Origin of the sequence: Pseudovibrio axinellae (genome assembly GCF_900110875.1) — a bacterium.
GTDB classification, from domain to species: domain Bacteria; phylum Pseudomonadota; class Alphaproteobacteria; order Rhizobiales; family Stappiaceae; genus Pseudovibrio; species Pseudovibrio axinellae.
In genome coordinates this window covers 479,126-498,231 of record NZ_FOFM01000001.1, presented here as the reverse complement: position 1 = coordinate 498,231, position 19,106 = coordinate 479,126, and the positions used below count along the sequence as shown (strand labels likewise).

General features: G+C 53.0%; 21 protein-coding genes. 18 read left to right on the top strand and 3 right to left on the bottom strand.

Translation table 11 applies throughout. The features are described from left to right. Positions 1-10 precede the first annotated feature (10 nt). The 3 genes from BMZ51_RS02215 to BMZ51_RS02205 are packed head-to-tail and all read right to left on the bottom strand — an operon-like array spanning position 11 to position 3,533. Positions 11-601, bottom strand: a complete 591-nt coding sequence (locus BMZ51_RS02215; RefSeq protein ID WP_068003062.1) for a DUF1254 domain-containing protein — start codon at positions 599-601, stop codon at positions 11-13. Next, positions 598-1,299 carry a DUF1214 domain-containing protein gene (locus tag BMZ51_RS02210; RefSeq protein WP_068003064.1) on the bottom strand — a complete coding sequence of 234 codons (702 nt, stop codon included), beginning with the start codon at positions 1,297-1,299 and terminating at the stop codon, positions 598-600. Before BMZ51_RS02210 ends, BMZ51_RS02215 begins: the two co-directional genes overlap by 4 nt. Beyond that, a complete protein-coding gene (locus tag BMZ51_RS02205; RefSeq protein WP_068003069.1) occupies positions 1,296-3,533 on the bottom strand; it encodes a transglycosylase domain-containing protein in 2,238 nt (745 codons plus the stop codon). Before BMZ51_RS02205 ends, BMZ51_RS02210 begins: the two co-directional genes overlap by 4 nt. Before the next feature lie 127 nt (positions 3,534-3,660). Between BMZ51_RS02205 and BMZ51_RS02200 the strand changes: the two genes are divergently transcribed. The 18 genes from BMZ51_RS02200 (at position 3,661) to BMZ51_RS02110 (ending at position 19,085) form a co-directional block, all read left to right on the top strand. After that, the gene (locus tag BMZ51_RS02200) at positions 3,661-4,140 is read left to right on the top strand and encodes a YcgN family cysteine cluster protein (RefSeq protein WP_068003072.1); all 480 of its coding nucleotides are present in this window, start codon (positions 3,661-3,663) and stop codon (positions 4,138-4,140) included. 399 nt (positions 4,141-4,539) lie between these two features. Next, positions 4,540-5,052 (top strand): hypothetical protein, encoded by a 513-nt coding sequence (locus BMZ51_RS02195; RefSeq protein WP_068003075.1) that lies wholly within the window; start codon positions 4,540-4,542, stop codon positions 5,050-5,052. Continuing rightward, the gene (locus tag BMZ51_RS02190) at positions 4,985-6,316 is read left to right on the top strand and encodes a DNA-packaging protein (protein WP_175484981.1); all 1,332 of its coding nucleotides are present in this window, start codon (positions 4,985-4,987) and stop codon (positions 6,314-6,316) included. Before BMZ51_RS02195 ends, BMZ51_RS02190 begins: the two co-directional genes overlap by 68 nt. 175 nt (positions 6,317-6,491) lie before the next feature. Further along, positions 6,492-7,670, top strand: a complete 1,179-nt coding sequence (locus BMZ51_RS02185) for a phage portal protein (protein ID WP_068003081.1) — start codon at positions 6,492-6,494, stop codon at positions 7,668-7,670. Then, positions 7,663-7,857: a hypothetical protein gene (locus BMZ51_RS02180; RefSeq protein ID WP_068003084.1), complete on the top strand. Its 195-nt coding sequence runs from the start codon at positions 7,663-7,665 to the stop codon at positions 7,855-7,857. Before BMZ51_RS02185 ends, BMZ51_RS02180 begins: the two co-directional genes overlap by 8 nt. A gap of 258 nt (positions 7,858-8,115) precedes the next feature. Then, the gene (locus BMZ51_RS02175; protein WP_068003087.1) at positions 8,116-8,541 is read left to right on the top strand and encodes an HK97 family phage prohead protease; all 426 of its coding nucleotides are present in this window, start codon (positions 8,116-8,118) and stop codon (positions 8,539-8,541) included. A gap of 84 nt (positions 8,542-8,625) precedes the next feature. Then, a complete protein-coding gene (locus tag BMZ51_RS02170) occupies positions 8,626-9,966 on the top strand; it encodes a phage major capsid protein (RefSeq protein WP_068003091.1) in 1,341 nt (446 codons plus the stop codon). A 44-nt stretch (positions 9,967-10,010) separates the two neighbouring features. Then, positions 10,011-10,583: a head-tail connector protein gene (locus tag BMZ51_RS02165; protein ID WP_074881716.1), complete on the top strand. Its 573-nt coding sequence runs from the start codon at positions 10,011-10,013 to the stop codon at positions 10,581-10,583. After that, positions 10,580-10,918 carry a phage head closure protein gene (locus BMZ51_RS02160; RefSeq protein WP_068003096.1) on the top strand — a complete coding sequence of 113 codons (339 nt, stop codon included), beginning with the start codon at positions 10,580-10,582 and terminating at the stop codon, positions 10,916-10,918. The genes BMZ51_RS02165 and BMZ51_RS02160 overlap by 4 nt, the downstream gene beginning before the upstream one ends. Beyond that, positions 10,905-11,315 (top strand): DUF3168 domain-containing protein, encoded by a 411-nt coding sequence (locus BMZ51_RS02155; protein WP_068003099.1) that lies wholly within the window; start codon positions 10,905-10,907, stop codon positions 11,313-11,315. Before BMZ51_RS02160 ends, BMZ51_RS02155 begins: the two co-directional genes overlap by 14 nt. Before the next feature lie 68 nt (positions 11,316-11,383). After that, a complete protein-coding gene (locus BMZ51_RS02150; protein WP_068003102.1) occupies positions 11,384-11,800 on the top strand; it encodes a phage major tail protein, TP901-1 family in 417 nt (138 codons plus the stop codon). 9 nt (positions 11,801-11,809) lie between these two features. Next, a complete protein-coding gene (locus tag BMZ51_RS02145; RefSeq protein WP_068003105.1) occupies positions 11,810-12,208 on the top strand; it encodes a gene transfer agent family protein in 399 nt (132 codons plus the stop codon). Beyond that, positions 12,178-12,414 (top strand): phage tail assembly chaperone, encoded by a 237-nt coding sequence (locus BMZ51_RS02140; protein ID WP_082825560.1) that lies wholly within the window; start codon positions 12,178-12,180, stop codon positions 12,412-12,414. Before BMZ51_RS02145 ends, BMZ51_RS02140 begins: the two co-directional genes overlap by 31 nt. Beyond that, positions 12,411-12,956 carry a phage tail tape measure protein gene (locus BMZ51_RS02135; protein ID WP_068003108.1) on the top strand — a complete coding sequence of 182 codons (546 nt, stop codon included), beginning with the start codon at positions 12,411-12,413 and terminating at the stop codon, positions 12,954-12,956. Before BMZ51_RS02140 ends, BMZ51_RS02135 begins: the two co-directional genes overlap by 4 nt. A gap of 210 nt (positions 12,957-13,166) precedes the next feature. After that, complete coding sequence (locus BMZ51_RS02125) at positions 13,167-13,811, top strand: DUF2460 domain-containing protein (RefSeq protein ID WP_068003113.1); 645 nt, start codon at positions 13,167-13,169, stop codon at positions 13,809-13,811. Positions 13,812-13,845: 34 nt separating this feature from the next. Beyond that, on the top strand, positions 13,846-14,733 hold the full coding sequence (locus BMZ51_RS02120) for a DUF2163 domain-containing protein (RefSeq protein WP_068003115.1): 888 nt from the start codon (positions 13,846-13,848) through the stop codon (positions 14,731-14,733). A 2-nt stretch (positions 14,734-14,735) separates the two neighbouring features. Then, a complete protein-coding gene (locus BMZ51_RS02115) occupies positions 14,736-15,176 on the top strand; it encodes an NlpC/P60 family protein (protein ID WP_068003118.1) in 441 nt (146 codons plus the stop codon). 18 nt (positions 15,177-15,194) lie between these two features. Further along, complete coding sequence (locus tag BMZ51_RS02110) at positions 15,195-19,085, top strand: baseplate multidomain protein megatron (protein WP_068003121.1); 3,891 nt, start codon at positions 15,195-15,197, stop codon at positions 19,083-19,085. Positions 19,086-19,106 lie beyond the last annotated feature (21 nt).

Genomic DNA, 19,106 nt, shown 5'->3' with positions numbered 1-19,106 from the left:
GGTGCCCACTCTAAACCCTTGGCAGATCAGAACAGGTTGCGGACCGCAATGCCTCAGAAACCTGCGGAAGATATGCATTTGAAGGCACAAACACTCTAAAGAGAGCGAAGCCTTTGAGGGCATTGGTTTCTACGACAATCATCTCTTCCAACTCTTCAGGTGGATTCTCGCGCAAAATTGACAGCTGCTGTGGTGTTAGAACCAGCATGCGAACCGCTTTGCCCTCTGAGGTTTTGTCGTTCAGGCTATAGGTAACCTGTCCCTTTTCATTAAACAGCCCGAGTGACCAAAACGGAGATGGTGCAAAGGCGCTTATGATGAGCGGACCGTTTTCGAGGGAATAACGACAGATCGCATGGCGCATAGATGGGTCTAGATCAGGCAAAGGTTCACTGCGCGGGAGAATAGGCGGTAGCAGCTGAAAGCTTCGGTCGGCACCAAAGCCTCCAACACGCTCAAAAGGGGAGTGAGGGACGTAGGATGGGACGCTTAGAACAATAACAATGTGAATGATGCCTGCAATGAGCAAACCGCCAGCTCCCCAAAGAATCCAGCGTGGGGAGATATAAAGGTTTTGTAGTATCTTGATGACTTCGTTCATTTGCAGCTCACCTGTTCAACAGCAGGCATGACAGGAGCGCTCGTGCCCGCGCCGGTCGTATAGGGGATATCGTAGAGCCGCATGGACAGGACGAGGCCGTTATCCCCGCCGGTAGGCAGCCAGTTGCCAGGGCGGGCATGGGGCGAAACCTGAATGGCGAACCTGCCTTTGTCGTCCAGCAAAATGCCGTGGCTATGTAACGAGGCGCGTCCTGCATCTGTGGCCAACAACTCAAGGGCATTGTTTAAAGCCGTGAGCGTCCACAAACGTGTTGCTGGCACCTTTCCAGAAATTCTGTAGTTGCATTGCGGGTCTAGCGCACGTCCGCTGTCGTCAAAGGCGGCATAAAATGCAATCCCTTCGCCGCTGCCAAGAGGAACGCGCCCCGTTCGTGCAAAAATTGCAGTACTGTATGGGTCGCTGTCCACTGTGCCTGCATGAGGGTGGGTAACCCAAACCCCGCTTTCAAGCGCGCTAAAGGGAGAGCCTCGGTTAAGTGACATGTATGCACTGCCTATGCCCACAATCAGAGCAATGGCGATGGAGAATAAGAATGGGCCAAACGAAAAGAACGGCGCTTTAAAAAGCAGCGGAGAAATGTGTGGCCACGGCTTTTGCCAGGATGTTTCTCTGTCAAAAACCTGGTTCGTTTCTGGTTCTGGAACCGCCACCAAAGGCATGTTATGGGCTTGTGTCATTGGGTATAAGTCACGTCCGCCTTTGCGCCAGAACCCAGATGAGCCTGAACGTTTGACTTAGAAATATTATTGAATGGAAGGGTCCGTAACCGTTCGCCAAGTGCCTCCAGCACCTGCTGTGAGGTCCTGTTGAGCAGCTCAGGCGGGCCGGTAATTTCGAGGTCGCTCAGGCCGTTTGCAGCGATTACATCCTTGCCTTCAGGTGCATCAACACCGGGCATAGCTTTCAATTCCAATCCCTGATGCGCGTACTTCATGAAATTACCCCACGTCATTGCAGGCAGGCTGCCGCCGGTCATTCTGCGTGTAGAGGAAAAGTCGTCGTTGCCAAACCAAACGGCAGCTGCAAGGTTGCCCGTGTAACCAACAAACCAGGCATCACGATAGGCTTGCGTGGTGCCGGTCTTGCCAGCCGCAGTTACTCCCTCAAGCCGTGCGCGTCGTCCTGTGCCGCGCTCCACCACGTTCACAAGCACTTCGTTCATCATCGAGACCTTGTCAAATGGCAGGATCCTTAAGGGCGGGCCCGCATCGCGGTCGTGGCTATAAAGCAGCTCGCCTTTGGAATTACGCAGCTCCAGGATCGCATAGGGGTCAACTTTCTTCCCCCCGGCACCAAATGAGGCATAAGAGCTCACCATGTCCAATACGGTCACCTCAGCGACACCAAGTGGCATCGCGCGCGTGATTTTCAGCTCACTGTTGATGCCCATCATGTAAGCGGTGGTCGCGATCTTATCACGTCCAATTGCTTGGGCCAGCCGTACGGGAATGGTGTTAATCGACTTGGTTAGGGCTGTTCTTAGCGTTACTGGTCCTGCATATCCGCGGCCATAATTACGTGGGCTCCAACCTCCGATATTGATTGGACGGTCAGGAACAACGCTCTCCAATTCATAGCCATTCATAAAGGCTGTTATGTACACAAATGGCTTAAAAGACGAGCCGGGTTGCCTGAGCGCATCTGTTGCTCGGTTGAACTGGCTTTCATCATAATCGCGTCCACCAATCATGCTACGCACAGCACCATCAATGGTGATAACTGCTATCGCGGCTTCTTTGACGCCGTAGCGGTCGCCGTATTGGCGCAAAGTACTTTCTACCTGACTTGCAGCTTCCTTTTGGAAGCCTGGGTCAAGAGTGGTGCGAACGGAAATAACCCGATCCTTGCTGAACTTAGGGTGTTGAGCGGCAAGGTCTTTCACCTCTTCAAACGCCCAGTCAAGGAAATGGTCCGGTGCCTGGCTTTTTGTCCGGTCGATAGGAGAAGCAGGATTGCGCCGTGCGCCGATAACCTGACCCTCTGTCATGAAGCCAGCCTGAACGATATTCGTCAGCACCTCGTTGGCTCTGGCGCGTGCAGAAGGGAGGTTTCTGTGTGGAGCGTACTTAGAAGGGGCCTTGTAAAGCCCTGCCAGCATTGCAGCTTCTGCTAGGGAAATCTCACGAACGTCTTTCCCGAAATAATACTCAGCGGCTGCTGCCACACCAAATGTTCCCGCTCCCATGTAGGCGCGGTCGAGATAAAGTTTGAGGATTTCTCGCTTTGTGAGGTTCATCTCAAGCCAGATGGCGAGGTAGGCCTCTTTGATTTTGCGTTGCAATGTGCGTTCGTTTGAAAGGAACAGGTTTTTTGCCAGCTGCTGTGTAATTGAGGAGCCACCTTGCACCACTGAGCGGGCTTTCACGTTGGCAACCATCGCACGGAAGGTGCCGACCACGTCGATTCCAAGGTGATAGAAAAACCGTCTGTCCTCTGTTGCCAATGTTGCCTGGATCAAATGATCAGGAATCTCATCGAGCGGAATTTTATCGTTCAGCAATATTCCGCGTTTGCCGATAGGGTTTCCGAATCGATCAAAAAAGTTCACAGAAAAGTCGGAAGTCGTCCTCCAGTCAGAGCGGTCAGAGGCTTTGAACGCGGGCTGTGCAAATGCCAGAAGGATCAAAAAGCCGAATGCACAATAGGTCAAGCCTTCTGAAGCGAGCCCGGCAATCAGCTTGGAAGGGCCGCGCAGCGCGAAATGGCGCATGAAAGCGGAGTACTCGCGAAAGAATACACCGAGATATTGGGAGATATAAAAAAGCGCAGAATCCAGCCATGCATCAGTTGCAAGCATGCGCTGAGACAGATCCTGACGGGTAAAAGAGCGATCCTTACCCTTTTTTTTCACGTTTTTCGCAGAATTTTCAGTGACATTCTGCTTTTCGCTGTTATCAGAGTTCTCTTCCAAACTGACTACCCGTAGTGCCGGTCACACCCCTGAGTACGCAAGGGGGACAATGAACCAAACAGAAGAACCAACTAAAGCGAGATCCTCGCGACATTCCTTTCGGAATTTTGCAATGAGAATGATATAAATGGTATCCGTAAACTCTGAGAGTCACCGCCCTTTCTGGCAAACCAAAACCCTTGACGAGATGACCCATGAAGAATGGGAAAGTCTCTGCGATGGTTGTGGGCGCTGCTGTTTGAACAAGCTCGAAGACTGGGACACAGGCGCGATCTACTGGACAAACGTTGCATGCACACTGCTGGATGGAACCACATGTAGGTGCAAAAACTATGAACAACGCTTTGAAACTGTGCCTGATTGCGTACAGCTTTCGCCAGAAACAGTAAGAACTTTGAAATGGTTACCGCCAACATGTGCGTATCGTCTTATCCGTGAGGGCAAGGATCTGTACTGGTGGCACCCGCTTGTCTCAAAAGATCCGCAAAGCGTTCATGACGCCGGAATCTCTGTGAAAGACAAAACCATCAGTGAAGATGGTATGGAGCCGGAAGACTTCGAAAATCATCTTGTCGACTGGCTCGATGACGAAAACCCCACAGACTGACCTTGCAAAAAATGTTTATTTAAAACTGCTTCTCCACAGAGAGAAGCGGGAATAACGTGAAATTCTAAAGAGCGATAAAGTCAGCGCAGCGCACATTGCCCTGCGCTTTTTTAGTGTCGCATCAAAGTCTTACAGCTTTCTTTATCAATTACTAAACCTGACACAATCCTAATGCGGTATGGGGACAAGTGTCCATGCTCCATTGGGCGGTCAAAGCTAGGAATATAATCTTGACAGTGTTGCGCTGTTTTGATAGGGTTTTGGCATGATAGAGAAAGTGTAACGGTGCTCAACACATTGGGCCGATACATTCTTATCGCACATACATTACATGTCTTTTCAGCTGCCTTTGTTTCGACGGGCGGCTTTTTTTATGCCTGAATGATGAAAGGCGGTGCCATGGTAAAAGAGCAGGAGCCTCAAAGTGCAGATGAACTGGCCCGGCGAATTCGGGTCCCTGTTGAGGTTTGGGCGGTTGTGCAGCGCATGGTGGAGGAAGAGGCAATTTCCATTGCAGATATCGCACGCCAGACTGGACTGCCAGAAAGTACGATCAGCACAAAGATAAAGCGGGAGGGCTGGCTGCGAAAGTGGCAACTTGCCCACGAGCTGGCCAGATCTCAGCCAGATGAACGCAAGCGCTTGATCGCTCGTCTTTACGCTGCCTTTGAAAAACAAGTGGGCGCTTTAGAGGCAAAGCTAAAAAAGCTGAGCGGTGCCGGCGAAGTGGGAGCCGGGGAGATGGATGCCACGGCCAAGGCACTCACCAGTCTTGCCAAGACGCTTGATATGCTTATCGACCTGCAAGAAACGCATGGCATAGACACAGCTAAAGAGGTGGATGATGAACAGATGCGACAACAGCTTTCGCAGCGCATTGAAAGCCTGTGTGAGGCAGGGAAAAATTCATGAGTTTGTCGCCTCTCTTTCAGTAGATGAATTGAGCTATCTTCAATATGATTGGGATGCATTCTCTCACCCCCATCAACGCCCACCCACTGGCGTATGGGCCACGTGGTTGCTTATGGGCGGTCGCGGATGCGGAAAGACCAGAGCAGGTGCGGAGTGGGTGCGCGCGAAGGTGTCCGGCGCTCAGTGGTCTGGTCCCTCGGCTGGGAATATTGCGCTGATAGGTCAGACCTATGCAGATGTTCGCGAGGTGATGATTGAAGGCATCTCCGGTGTGCTGGCAGCGCACCCTGAACACAGCAAGCCACAGTGGAATCCTTCGCGCCGCCGATTGGAGTGGTCCAACGGTGCTGTTGCAAGGGCCTTCTCCTCAGAAGACCCAGAGGCGCTGCGTGGTCCGCAGTTTGATGCAGCCTGGTGCGATGAGATTGGAAAGTGGAGCAATGCGACTGAGACCTTTGATATGCTTCAGTTTGGTTTGCGTCTTGGAACGCAGCCGCAGCAGTTGATGACAACCACACCTAAATCTACACCCTTGCTTAAGATGTTGCTTCACGACAAAGCGACCGTATTGACGAAGGCGGGAACAAGAGAAAATGCTGCGTTTCTGGCACAGGCCTTTTTGGAGCAAATGGCAGAGCGTTATGGTGGCACACGGTTGGGGCGTCAGGAGCTGGATGGAGAGCTTATTGAGGACCGTGAAGATGCATTGTTCGTACGCAAGTGGTTTGAAGCTGGCCGAGTGCGGCAGGTGCCGGAATTAAAGCGCGTTGTTGTGGCGGTCGATCCACCTGCGACCTCTGGCAAGAATGCAGATTCATGCGGGCTCATTGCAGCGGGTATTACGCACCAAGCAGAGCTCTTTGTTTTAAGAGACAGAACAACTCAAGGTCTACGCCCTTCGGGATGGGCGGATCAGGCGATCAAGCTTTATCACGAACTGGAAGCTGACTGTTTGCTTGCAGAGGTCAATCAGGGTGGGGAGATGGTGCGTGAGGTTATCGAGAGTTGTGATGCAAGTGTACCGGTCAGGTCCGTCCATGCAACACGAAGCAAACGCCGCAGGTCCGAACCCGTCGCATTATTATATGAACAAGGTCGCGTCCATCATTGCGGTGTGTTTCCAGAACTGGAAGATGAAATGGCCGACTTCGGACCCAAGGGTTTGAGTAATGGAAAATCACCGGACCGTCTTGATGCACTGGTCTGGGCAATCACTGAGCTGACCCGCCGCCCACAGGCGAACCCGCGCCTGCGCAACCTGTAAAGCGCTTCATGTACTACTTTAAGATGTGTTTTGCGCACGAGTGCATCCTGTCTAAGATAAGTAATTAAATTCAATATGATACGTAGTTTTTATAATCCATTTAAACAAGAATGGATTAGCGAATGCGGCTGCCTCATTAAATACATTAGATATATCTGGAAAGCGATTTAATATCATGGTGTTACGGAAGGTTTTTGACTCTATTTTTTCACCGGTCCAAGAGCAAAAGGCGTCACGTGCAAAATCTGTGGCGCTGATGCGGTTTGGCGAAGGCGCTGTCTGGACCACACGTAATTATGAAACACTCATAAACCAAGGGTATCTGAGAAACGCGATCGTTTACAGGTGCGTACGTTTGATCTCAGAGGCCGCGGCAAACGTCTCTCTTTCACTCAAGTCTGGGGATCACGAAGTTGCTGCGCATCCCTTTCTGGATCTGCTCAGCCAGCCAGCGCCAATGCAAACCAGACGCTCTTTTTTGGAAGAGCTTTATGGCTATCTGCTGGTTTCTGGCAATGCATATGTGGAGGTGGTTTCATTGGATGGCACCCCGCGAGAGCTTCATGCACTGCGCCCAGATCGAATGAAAGTGCTTGTCGATGATGCCGGTTGGGTCGATGGCTACGAGTACCAGGTGGCAGGCCGCAAAGTTGAACTGCGAAGAGCTGAAGGCGACAAAGTGGAGCCAGTGCTGCACATCAAGCTCTTCAACCCGCTCAATGATCACTATGGTTTTGCGCCCATTGAAGCGGCGCAAATTGCACTTGATATTCACAACGCCGCTGGTGAATGGAACAAGTCATTGCTCGACAATGCCGCGTGTCCAACCGGCGCGCTGGTCTATGGTGCAGGCGATGCCATGAATATGACAGATGACCAGTTCCATCGTTTGAAAGAAGAGCTGGAGAGCTCCTATCAAGGTGCGCAAAATGCGGGTCGCCCGATGCTTCTGGAAGGGGGGCTGGACTGGAAGCAAATGGGCATGTCACCCAAAGACATGGACTTCATTGAGCTGAAGAATGTAGCCGCGCGCGAGATAGCACTGGCCTTCGGGGTGCCCCCTATGTTGCTCGGGATACCAGGTGATTTAACCTACGCCAACTACCAGGAGGCTAACCGTGCTTTCTGGCGCCTTACGGTTGTGCCACTTGCTGCGCGGGTTCTTGCAGAGCTCTCCAGTTGGTTGTCTCATGCATATGGTGAGCAGCTCACCTTAGAGCCCGATTTGGACTCAGTTGAAGCGCTTTCGCAGGAACGTAAAGCGTTGTGGGAGCGCATAACAGCGGCGGAATTTCTCACCCGAAATGAGAAGCGCAGTGCAGTTGGTTACGGTGTGGACCCCACGCATGAGTGAAGTGCTGTCTGTTCTGGCAGAGCGAGGGGACCTTGCTCATGTCGCACTTGGCGCATGGGCGGGCACGTCCACATCGCTCTTGTTGTGGGCCTTAAAACAGCTCATCCAATTCAATAAACGCTTCGAAGAGTTCATGTGCGAGTTGGAAAAACTCAACCATATCTTGCGCATGGATCTGTCAGATTAGCGTTGGTTCAATATTGAGATTAACGAAATAATTTAGGTGTGCTCGTGAATACTACTCAGCAAAATAAATACGCAGTTTTTCCGTCCATGAAGGGGCGGGAACAAATGCTGCCTGGCCGAAATAACACAGCCCCAGCTCAGACCTTTGCAAATTTTGCGCAAGCGCTGGCTGGCGTTTTGGTGGAGCGGCGCGCTTCAAAAAGGGAGGCTGCAAATTCCAGCAAGAAAGACTGAAAGCTCGCAAACGGAGACGATCAACGTGAACACAGATCACCCCATCGCCATTGAAGGGTATGCCAGCCGGTTTGAGCTGAGCGATCAAGGCGGAGACATCATGCGCAAAGGTGCATTCGACAACACGTTGCGGATGCAAAAACTATCCGATGTAAAAATGCTCTGGCAACACGACCCCTCCCACCCGATCGGTAAATGGTTGCATTTACAAGAGGACAGTATCGGCCTGTTCGCTAAGGGACTGCTCTATCCTGGTATAGCTCAGGGAAGGCAGGCCATTGCTTTGGTTCAGGCTGGCATTTTGGATGGCTTGTCGATCGGCTTTAAAACCCGCCGTGCTCATCGTGATGGCAAGACCGGAGGGCGCAATGTGCTTGCAGTCGATCTCTGGGAGATCTCGCTGGTCACATTCCCGTTGCTGCCCTCAGCGCGATTAAGCGTGGTTGCCTGAACACTCAAATATTTGAAACGACCTGCCTGTGGTGTCTGTTCGGTACCGCAGTTTTTTTATGCGTCTTGTGAGGAAAAAAATCCTATGAAAAGCACATGTATTCCAAATTTGGAGACCAAAGACTTCGCACGAGAGGCGGCAAGTCAGTCGGCTCAGCAAACAATTTCTGGGAGGGTCTCAGGACAGTTTGCCTCCCCCATGGGCAGCCCGGATGCTGCTGGGGCTCTTGAGCAGCTGCATAATGCCCATACACAGTACACCCAAACCAATGACACGCGACTGGCCGAACTGGAGCAAAAATCCAGCGCAGATGTCTTGCTAGACGAAAAGCTGGCGCGCCTTGATGAGATCATTGATGGGCAAATGCGTCATCTGAATGAAATCCAGCTGAAATCGCAGCGGTTGCCGCGCTCCAAGCAGGAAGCGCCGGGTGGGCGAAGTGTTGAGGTTGAACACAAATCGGCGTTTGATACCTACATGCGCGATGGTCAGGAAGCCCGACTGAAAGGACTGGAGCAAAAGGCAATGTCCTCTGGGGCGGCAGCCGATGGCGGGTATTTGGTACCAGAATTGCTGGAAACTGATATTTTGCGCCGGATTACCACGCTCTCACCTATCCGCTCCATTGCATCAAATCGCAAGATCTCCGGCGCATCCTATCGCCGCCCAGTTGTCACCATAAACCCGGATGCGGACTGGGAAGGCGAAACAGATGCGCGGAGCACGCCCACAAATGGCATGAAGTTTGAACTGCGGGACGTGAAGATCTTTGAACTCGCCGCTCTGCCAGCGGTGACCCAGACGTTGCTGGATGATGCTGCGGTCAATATCGGCGAAATTCTAGCCGAAGAAGTGGAAACGGTTTTTGCAGAAAAGGAGTCGGCTGCTTTCATCACTGGAAATGGAACCAGTCAGCCGCAAGGTCTGTTATCAGGGCTCACTCATGGCGCACTGGATGATACGGGCTTATCCATCGGCTACATTAAAACAGGCGCGGCCGGTGTATTCCCCTCGGAAAATCCCGGTGACCTGCTGATCTCGCTGATTTACGGGGTCAAAACTCCATTTAGGCGCAACGCTCGTTTTTTGTTCAATCGCAGAACGCAGTCGGCAATCCGCAAACTGAAGGACGGGCAGGGCAACTACCTCTGGCAACCACCTGCTGCTTCCGGCGCTGAGCCAAGCCTGATGGGCTTTCCGGTTACAGAAGCCGAGCACATGCCCGACATGACGGCTGGCTCTGATCCCTTTGCCATTGCGTTTGGTGACTTCCACCGAGGTTATATGGTGGTCGACCGGGTCGGTATCTCAATGCTGCGTGATCCATACACCAGCAAACCCAATGTCTTGTTTTACATCACCAAACGCGTTGGCGGCGGCATCATGGATTTTGATGCCTATAAACTGCTGAGCTTCAGCGCTTAAACCTCGCCAAACCCAACAACCTTCAAAGATGAGGAGGAGCCGCCTTGACGGCTATACTCACAGTGCCACCGGCTCTGGAGCCGGTTTCGCTCGCCCAGGCTCATGTGCAGTTAAGGGTCTCTCACACTTATGAGGACGATCTGATCGAGCGGTTGATCCGTGCAGCACGTGAACAGGTGGAGACATTTACACGGCGTGCTCTGATCCATCAGGAGTGGCGGCTGCTTTTAGATGAGTTGCCCCAGGATCGGCTGATCCGGTTGCCCGTGGCCCCTGTTGTACAGGTCCTCCAGATCTACACCTATGATCTGGATGGCAATCAATATCAGGTCCCGCAAACGCAGTTCCAAGTGGCCTTGGCGGGCAACCCGGCAAGGCTGCGTTTCAAGGCAGGGGCGATTGGCCCCCTGCGGGACCTCAACGGCATCGAGGTTGACTTCAAAGCAGGGTATGGGGCGGCGGCAACGTCTGTCCCAGCTGGCCTGCAAACGGCGATCTTGATGCTTGTCGGGTTTTGGTATGAACGGCGAACCATGTTGGAGGAACAGCGCCTCACAGGGCTCATGCCTCATGGTTTTGAAGCAGCTCTTTCACCATACAAGGTGCTTAGAATATGAAAGCGGCAGGCACACTCAACCAGCCGCTGCTTTTGCTGCGGCCCCAGACGACAAACGAGACTGATGGCTCTGTGATTAAGAGCTACCAGCAGGTCGCCATGGTCTGGGGGCAGGTACAATCCTCCACAGGCACAGAAGGGGCAGTGGCCGGCAGGCTCGCCAGCTCCTATCTGCTTACGCTCTTGATGCGTCGCCGCACCGACATTGCAGAAGGGTGGCGCGTAGAGCTGGACGGACAAAGCCTCAGGGTGACGGCAGTTGTACCCGCCGCGCCGCAAACCCCATTGATGCAGGTGCTTTGTGAGCTGGAGGAGGAGGGTGATGGTGGAACTTGAGTTCAGGAAAGCTCTGTTTCAGGCGATCCACGCCAAGAGCTCTTTAAAACCATATCTGGGTGACCCACTGCGCGTTTTTGACGGCGTCCCGCGCGGAGCGCAGTTGCCCTATGCCACTTTGGAAACGCTCACAACCCAGCTTTTAACTGGACATCTGGAGGAAGGAGGCAGGCTCAATGGGTCTCTTGGCATTTATTCCCGCCACTCAGACCGCTCGCAAACACTGGAGACCCTGTCTCTCCTTAATGAGGTTCTGGAGGCTGGCATCACGCCGCCAAGTGGCCTGCAAGTGGCGGGTCTGACACTGACTGAGACCAGTTGTCGGCGTCTGGCAGACGGGCGTACCTGGTACGGGCGCGTTAAGTTCTCCGTGCTCCTTCAGTCTGTTGAGCCATAAGCGCCAGCATTGCACGAGAGTGCGCTCTCATAACTGACATGCGTTTTAAACGTCAGAAAGGAAAACAGATGGTCGCTCAGGCCGGAAAAGACCTGTTGCTGAAATTGGATAGGGCAGGTGATGGAACGTTTGTAAGCGTGGCGGGATTGCGCAGCAGGCGCTTTGCACTCAATGCCAACCCGATTGATATCACGGATGCTGAAAGTACGGGGCGCTGGCGAGAGCTGTTAGCCGGTGCCTCAACGCGTCATGCGTCCTTGTCCGGGAGCGGATTGTTTAGAGACAAAGCCTCAGCAGAGGAAGTACGTGCGGCCTTCTTTGCTGGCGCGCTGTGCAATTGGCAGATCATTTTACCCGGATTTGGAACGCTGGAAGGCCCATTTCACCTGTCCGCATTGGAGTATTCGGGCGACTACCGGTCCGAAGTGACCTTTGAGATTTCGCTGGAATCTGCCGGGGCACTCACATTCACGCAGCTGAGCTAGGACAACACGATGACGAGACAAACCCACACCAGCGGCGTGAACGCGCAGCGCGGTGAAATTGAGGCAGAGCTCTTAGGGCAAAAACATATTTTGGTGCTGACACTGGGCGCTCTTGCCGAATTAGAAACAGCGCTGGCGTGCAATACGCTTCAGGATCTGACCGAACGCTTCTCATCGGGGCAATTGAGTGCAACCGATATTATTAAGGTATTGGGTGCAGGTCTGCGCGGTGGCGGTCTGCTCATCGAAGATGAAGAGGTTGCGGCGTTTTCCCATGTTGGCGGCATTGCTGCGCTGGTCCAAGTGGTGGGAGACCTTTTGGTTGCAACCTTTTCGCCCCAGCAAGCGAGCACGCAAGCGCCACTCAAAAAGGCCGCATCTCACCCGCAAAAAGCGAGCGATCTATAACACAGCCCTTTCCCTGGCACGATCTTTTGCACAAAGCCTGCCGGGAACTTGGGTGGTCGCCTCGCACATTTTGGCAGGCAACGGCGAAGGAGCTGGAAATGGCTTTAAAGCCGCCGCACAAATACAGCGCACACAATATCTCGCGCCAGACCTTGGATGACCTCCTCTCCAGATTTCCCGATCGTGGTAAGAAAGCAAACTCATGACAGATGATTACAATGATAGCCTCGATCTAAATGAGGGCCGCGAGCTGGAGACTATCATGCAAGAGGTCAACTCCCTTGCAAGAGAGTTTTCCTCTGAGTTGAGTAAGGGGCTTCAAAATGCAGTCACATCGGGCAAAGACCTGCAATCGATCTTGTCGCAAGTCGCCCTTAGTATGTCCAGTTCCGCACTCAGCAGCGCACTGAAACCGATTGAAAATTTGATAAGTACAGGCCTGTCAACAGCACTCGGCAGTGCGCCGGGTGTAACACCCTTTGCAAAAGGGGGAGTGGTGTCCAGCCCAACTTTGTTTGCAGCAGGGGGAACGGGACTGGGCCTCATGGGGGAGGCCGGAGCAGAGGCAATTCTTCCTTTACAGCGTGGGAGCAACGGACAGCTGGGTGTCATGATGGCTGGAGGAAGTGCGCAGCCGGGCGTTACAATTAATGTTGCGACACAAGATGTACGCAGCTTTGAAAAATCTCAGGGACAGATTGCGATGATAATGGCCCGCGCCACCGGACGGGGGCGACGCGGGCTATGACGTCGGCATTGAAGAGGAGGGACTCAAGGACCGACGCGATTTTGCTGCCGGACGGTGGCAGCAAACTTTTTAGGAAAAACCGTTGTTTTGCAAAGAGGGAGGAGCATGGACAACGGGTCTGCATAAAACATGCAAACAATTTTCCCATGGCAAACCTCTTAGATGCTTCGCGAGAGGCTAACCTTGAGCCAAGTCAAATAGGAGAGGCAATTGACGCTATGTTTTGTTGATGAATCATTCCCCCTGGGAATTTCCCTAGGGGCTTCTGTCAGGGTGGAAAAACGTAGTCATGTCACGACCTTACTGAATGGTGCGGAGAAGCGGAACGCAATCTGGAAGGGAACGCGACGGCACTTTGATGTGGGCACCGGATTACGAAGTGCAGCTGATCTGCATAATGTTCTGGCGTTTTATGAAAAAGTAGGTGGGCGCATTTGTGGATTTCGGTTTAGGGACCCTATGGACCATAAATCCTGTGAGTTTTCTCAGTCTCCCTCGCCAACCGATGTTGTTTTGGCAAAAGGCGATGGCACAACCAAACTCTTCCAACTGGTTAAATCTGTCGGAACTCTTGATCACGTCTGGCAACGCACGATCACAAAACCCCTTGAAGGAACTGTCAGTGTTGCAGTTGACGGGCAGGCTAAAACAGTTGGCAGCGAGGTCTTAATAGACCTTTCAACCGGCATTCTTGAGTTTCACGAGGAGCACACGCCTGCCAATGAGGCCGTGATCACCGCAGGTTTCCTATTTGATACGCCCGTGCGCTTTGAGAACGACCATCTGGAAATCAATCTCTTGCATTTTGAAGCAGGGCAGGTGCCGTCCATTCCCCTTGTTGAGTTGCTTGCCTGACTCTGTTCCCCCTGAATAACCGGGATACACAACCATGTTAAATGCTGCATTAAAAGAACACCTGGACGGTGAAGGGACAACTGTTGCCTATTGCTGGCAGCTTACCTCTCCAGCAGGTCGCACTCTTGGGTTTACCACCCACGACCATCCCATCACGTTTCTTGGAATTACGTTTGAACCAGGCTTTGGGTTGGATGCCACGCAAGCAACGGTTCAGGCTGACTTTCAGGCTGGGCAGGAAGAAACACTGGGTTTCCTCTCCTCAGAAAGCTTAAGCGAGAAAGACCTGAATGCGGGTTTGTGGGACAACGCCCAGGTGCAGGTCTTCTTGGTGAACTGGCAAAATCCCGAGGAGCGTGAGCTTTTAAGGCGTGGCTCCCTTGGAGAAGTGACGAGAGATGCCAATGTCTTTCGAACAGAGTTTCGCTCGCTGGCAACACGCCTTTCTCAAAACAAAGGCAGGCAACTCTCCCATCAGTGCCATGCAGACCTTGGCGATGTGAGCTGTGGGATTGACCTGAGCAACGCGGCATACACGCAAACACTGAGCATCACCGAGCTGGATGCAGCCAAGCGTCTTGTTGTTGAAGGAGAGCGGGACGAAAACTCTGGGTGGTGGTCCTTCGGCACGCTCACGTTTCATAGTGGTCCCTATGCCAATCACCCACTTCGCATTGCCAGCCACACGATAGAGCAAGGCGCGCATAAGTTATCGTTGTGGTCACCCTTGGTGCTGGAGCTAACCTACCCGCTTGCAGCCACGCTGAGTACGGGCTGCGATAAGAGTTGGGGTGCTTGTCAGGAGAAGTTTCAAAACGCGCTCAACTTCAAAGGCTTTCCGCATATGCCGGGCAATGATTTCATTCTTGCAGGACCGGACACGCAATCTGCGGCCAACAATGGCGAAAAGCTGGTGGGGTGAGCATGGTTTACACCCGGCAAGATATTATCACCGAAGCGCGCGACTGGATTGGAACGCCCTATCAACATCAAGCCTCACGCAAGGGGGCCGGCTGCGATTGTCTTGGGCTCATTCGCGGCCTCTTCCGTCTTCTCCATAACAATGAGCCTCAGGTTCCCGTTGATTATGCCCCCGAATGGGCAGAGCTGAATGGCGAAGACCAGCTTCTAAATGCAGCGCACCGTTACCTTCATCAAGTACAGGGTCCATTGCAAGCTCCCAAACCGGCAGAACTCGTCCTGTTTCGCTGGGCACCGCAATCTCCCTGCAAGCACTTGGGTCTCATGAGCACACGCGACCACTTTATCCATGCCTATGAGGCGGTCGGGGTGGTCGAGAGCCCCATGGTGCCAATGTGGCGCAGAAAGATCGCAGGCAGGTTTTCATTTTTCCCAATTGATTGACCCAGAAAGGACAGAGCCATGGCAACAATGGTGCTCTCAAGTGTTGGCGCAGCAGTTGGCGGCGCAATCGGTGGTCCCATCGGCGCAATGGCTGGTCAGGCCTTAGGTGCGCTGGGCGGGGCGTGGATTGACCAACAGATTTTCGGCGAAACCTCGCAAGTCTCCGTCGGAAAGCTCGGGGATCTACAATTGCAAACCGCAGCTGAAGGGGCATCACTGCCCTTCGTTTATGGCCGTGTGCGGGTGAGCGGAAACATCATATGGGCAACGCGCCTGGAGGAAGTGGTGAAGGAGGAAAAGCAGGGCGGCAAGGCCACCGGATCCTCCTCCACACTCACCAGTCACAGCTATTATGCAAACTTTGCAGTGGCACTATGCGAAGGCCCGATCACCGCTGTGCGCAGGGTTTGGGCCAACGGGAAGGAATTGGACACCAGCACCGTAAACATGCGCGTTTATTTGGGAACACAAGATCAGCAACCCGACCCGCTGATAGAGGCAAAACAGGGAGTAGCCCCAGCCTATAAAAAAACGGCCTACCTTGTCTTTGAGCGATTGCCATTGGAAGAGTTCGGCAATCGTATCCCTCAGTTTGCGTTTGAAGTCCTGCGATCAATCGAGCCGCTGGAACGGCAGATCAAAGCCGTCACACTCATCCCCGGTGCAGGTGAGTTCGTTTATCATCCGCAAGAGGTATTGGAAGAAATCTCGCCGGGAAATGCCAAGTCCGTCAACAGGCACGGTATTGGCGAAGAGACAGACATCGTGCGCTCGCTGGATGAGTTGCAGGCGGTATGCCCAAACCTGAAATCCGTCGCACTTGTCGTATCGTGGTTTGCTGATGATCTGCGCGCCTCGCAGTGCACGATCCAGCCAAAGGTGACCTACCAATCCACTCAGAATTTGCCGGAAGACTGGAGTGTTGCCGGTTTGACCCGCACACAGGCGCTGCAGGTCTCCCGCATAAACGAGAGGCCAGCTTACGGAGGAACGCCGTCTGATGCGACGGTACGAGAAGCCATCAAAGAGCTGAAAAGCCGCGGTCTCTCGGTGATGTTCTATCCCTTTATAATGATGGATGTTCCAGCAAACAGTGGACTTCCAGACCCCTATGGTGGAGCTTCACAGGCAAGTTACCCTTGGCGGGGTCGTATCACCTCCGATATTGCCATTGACCGCCCTGGCACACAGCAGGGAACCACTGGGGTGCTGCCGCAAATTGAGGCGTTTGTGGGTACTGGAAGCGATTGGCGTTTTCGCCGCTTTATTTTGCACTATGCTAATTTGGTGAAAGAGGCTGGCGGCGTAGACGCCTTCCTCATCGGTTCCGAAATGCGCGGCCTCAGTCAGTGTTGGGCAGGCGGTGGTGAGTTTCCCTTTGTTGATCATCTGCAATCTCTTGCAGAGCAGGTTCGTCAGATCGTGGGAAACCAGACAAAGATTTCCTACGCAGCGGACTGGAGTGAATATGCAGTCTTTAGCCCACGCTCAGACGAACTGCGTTTCCCGCTTGATCCCCTCTGGGCTCATGCTGATATCGACTTTGTCGGCATCGATAATTACTTGCCCCTGACCGACCTGCGCGAGGAGGACGACCCCCAAAGTGCATATGATTTGGCGGGCATTAGAGAGGGAGTGGCAGCAGGAGAATATTATGACTGGTATTATCAAAGCACTGCTGACCGGGTGGCCAAAAAACGAAGCCCTATCACCGATGGGGCCTACGACAAACCTTGGGTATACCGGCAAAAGGACCTGAAGAGCTGGTGGTTAAATCAGCACTTTGAGCGGATTGAAGGCGTCGAACAAAACCTACCGACCCCGTGGGTTGCGCAGTCCAAACCGTTCTGGTTCACCGAGCTGGGATTTCCTGCCGTCGATAAGGGAACAAACCAGCCCAATGTGTTTGTGGACCCAAAATCTGCAGAGAGTGCCTTGCCTCATTTCTCCAGAGGCCAACAGGACGATTTGATTCAACGACGCGCTCTGGAAGCCAGCCTCAGCTATTGGGGCACGGACCATCCAGACTGGCCACAGGGCGATAATCCGATTTCAAGTGTTTACGATGGTCATATGGTGGCGGCCGATAACACCTTCTTATGGACATGGGATGCACGCCCGTTCCCGGACTTTCCAACCTACACAAGCGAATGGTCTGACGGTCAAAATTGGCAGCTTGGGCACTGGTTGACAGGACGTCTTGGCGCAACCTCCGCCTCAGGCCTGATCCGCACCATGTGTGATGACTTTGGTCATGCTCAGGACCTGAGTGAGATCGCAGAGTTAGGAGAGACCATCGAGGGTCTGATTGTTCCCGGGCCAACGTCGCTGCGTGCTGCGCTGTCGGCGGTTCTGCAATTGGTTGATGGTATGGCAGTAGACCGGGGAACACACCTTGCTGTTGTGGCAAAACACCGGTTAGGTGCCGTGGCTGAAGGCGGTAAACTGGAGACCTCGCAGATTCTTGAAGGAAATGAGGATGGCGAAGCATACGTGTCCATCGCGCGCAATGATGGCACGGAGCTGCCTGCTGAACTGCGCCTTAGCGGAATGAACCCGAACAACGACTATGAGACCATTGTCGTCGCATCACGCAGGTTGGAAGGGCGGGACCGGAGAACCTCAGGCATACAACTACCCATCACCACATCTTTGCCTTGTGCAACAAAATTGGTTCAAAAAATGCATCAGTCCATGTGGCTGGACAGGGAGACCATTCAATTGCAGCTTGCTTTGAGCTGTATTGGGTTGAAACCCGGAGATGTGATTGAGCTGCCTGGTGTATTGCTCCAGGACGAAACAACACCGGTTCAATGTCGCATTGATGAGGTGTCTTCTGGGTCTCATCTGGAGATCATAGCAACACGGCTGAGTGGCTACCCGGTGCCAACACAGTTGGTGATGCCCCAAGATACAGCCCAGCCGACCTATTCCAATGCAGCACCAACGCCCCCACTGGTTCAGTTCCTGGACCTGCCCAGATTTCACGGTGATGCTGCCGATGATGGTAGCCCGGTCCTTGCCGTATATAATGCAAACTGGCCGGGTGCCTATCAGCTTTACACCTCAAGTTCCGGTGAGGAGTTTACACCCCTGATGCAGGTAACGGAGCCAGCAACCATGGGCAGGCTTTTGGAACCACTCATCTCAGGACCGCTTTGGCGCTTTGATGAAAACAATGAAATCACCCTGCAGCTCCATGGTGGGCAACTACAAAGCAGGAAACTGTTGGATGTGCTTGCAGGGGCAAATACATGCGCTGTGAGTAAGGGGGAGGAATGGGAAGTGATACAGTTTTGTAACGCAGAACTGATCGCACCCATGACTTATAAACTTACCAAACTACTCAGAGGGCAACTTGGAACAGAACATCAAGTTGAAGTGGTGGCAGCTGCGGGTGCCCAGTTTATCCTTTTAGATCAGTCTTTGCCCAAACTGCCGTGGACCAGCGACAAAGCGGGCATTCCACTTTCATACCGTGTTGTGCCTGCAGGCAAGTCAATTGGCTATACATGGGCCGTTGACACAAACCATCTAGGACAACAGATATCGCTCAAACCGTTTGCCCCTGCCCATACCAAAGCACAGCTGCATGAGAGCGGTGATATTCAACTGTCTTGGATACGCAGAACCAGATGGGAGGGTGACAGCTGGGAAACACCAGATGTGCCACTGCAGGAAGAAAAACTTCAATTCACGGTTAAGCTCTCCCACCGCACCTCTAATGGAAACGAGTACGTGGCCCTGCGTGACTACCAATGTATTCAGGAGAGCGTAACCGTACCATCCGCTGACCTGCTTGGAGACTTAGGACCCGGTGTCCATGATCTGGTCTTCGAAGTTGCTCAATTCTCAGCCAAATACGGTTTGGGGACAACTTCAAACTGCGCGCTTACTGTAACACTTTAATAATTGCTTTTGCTGGAATAC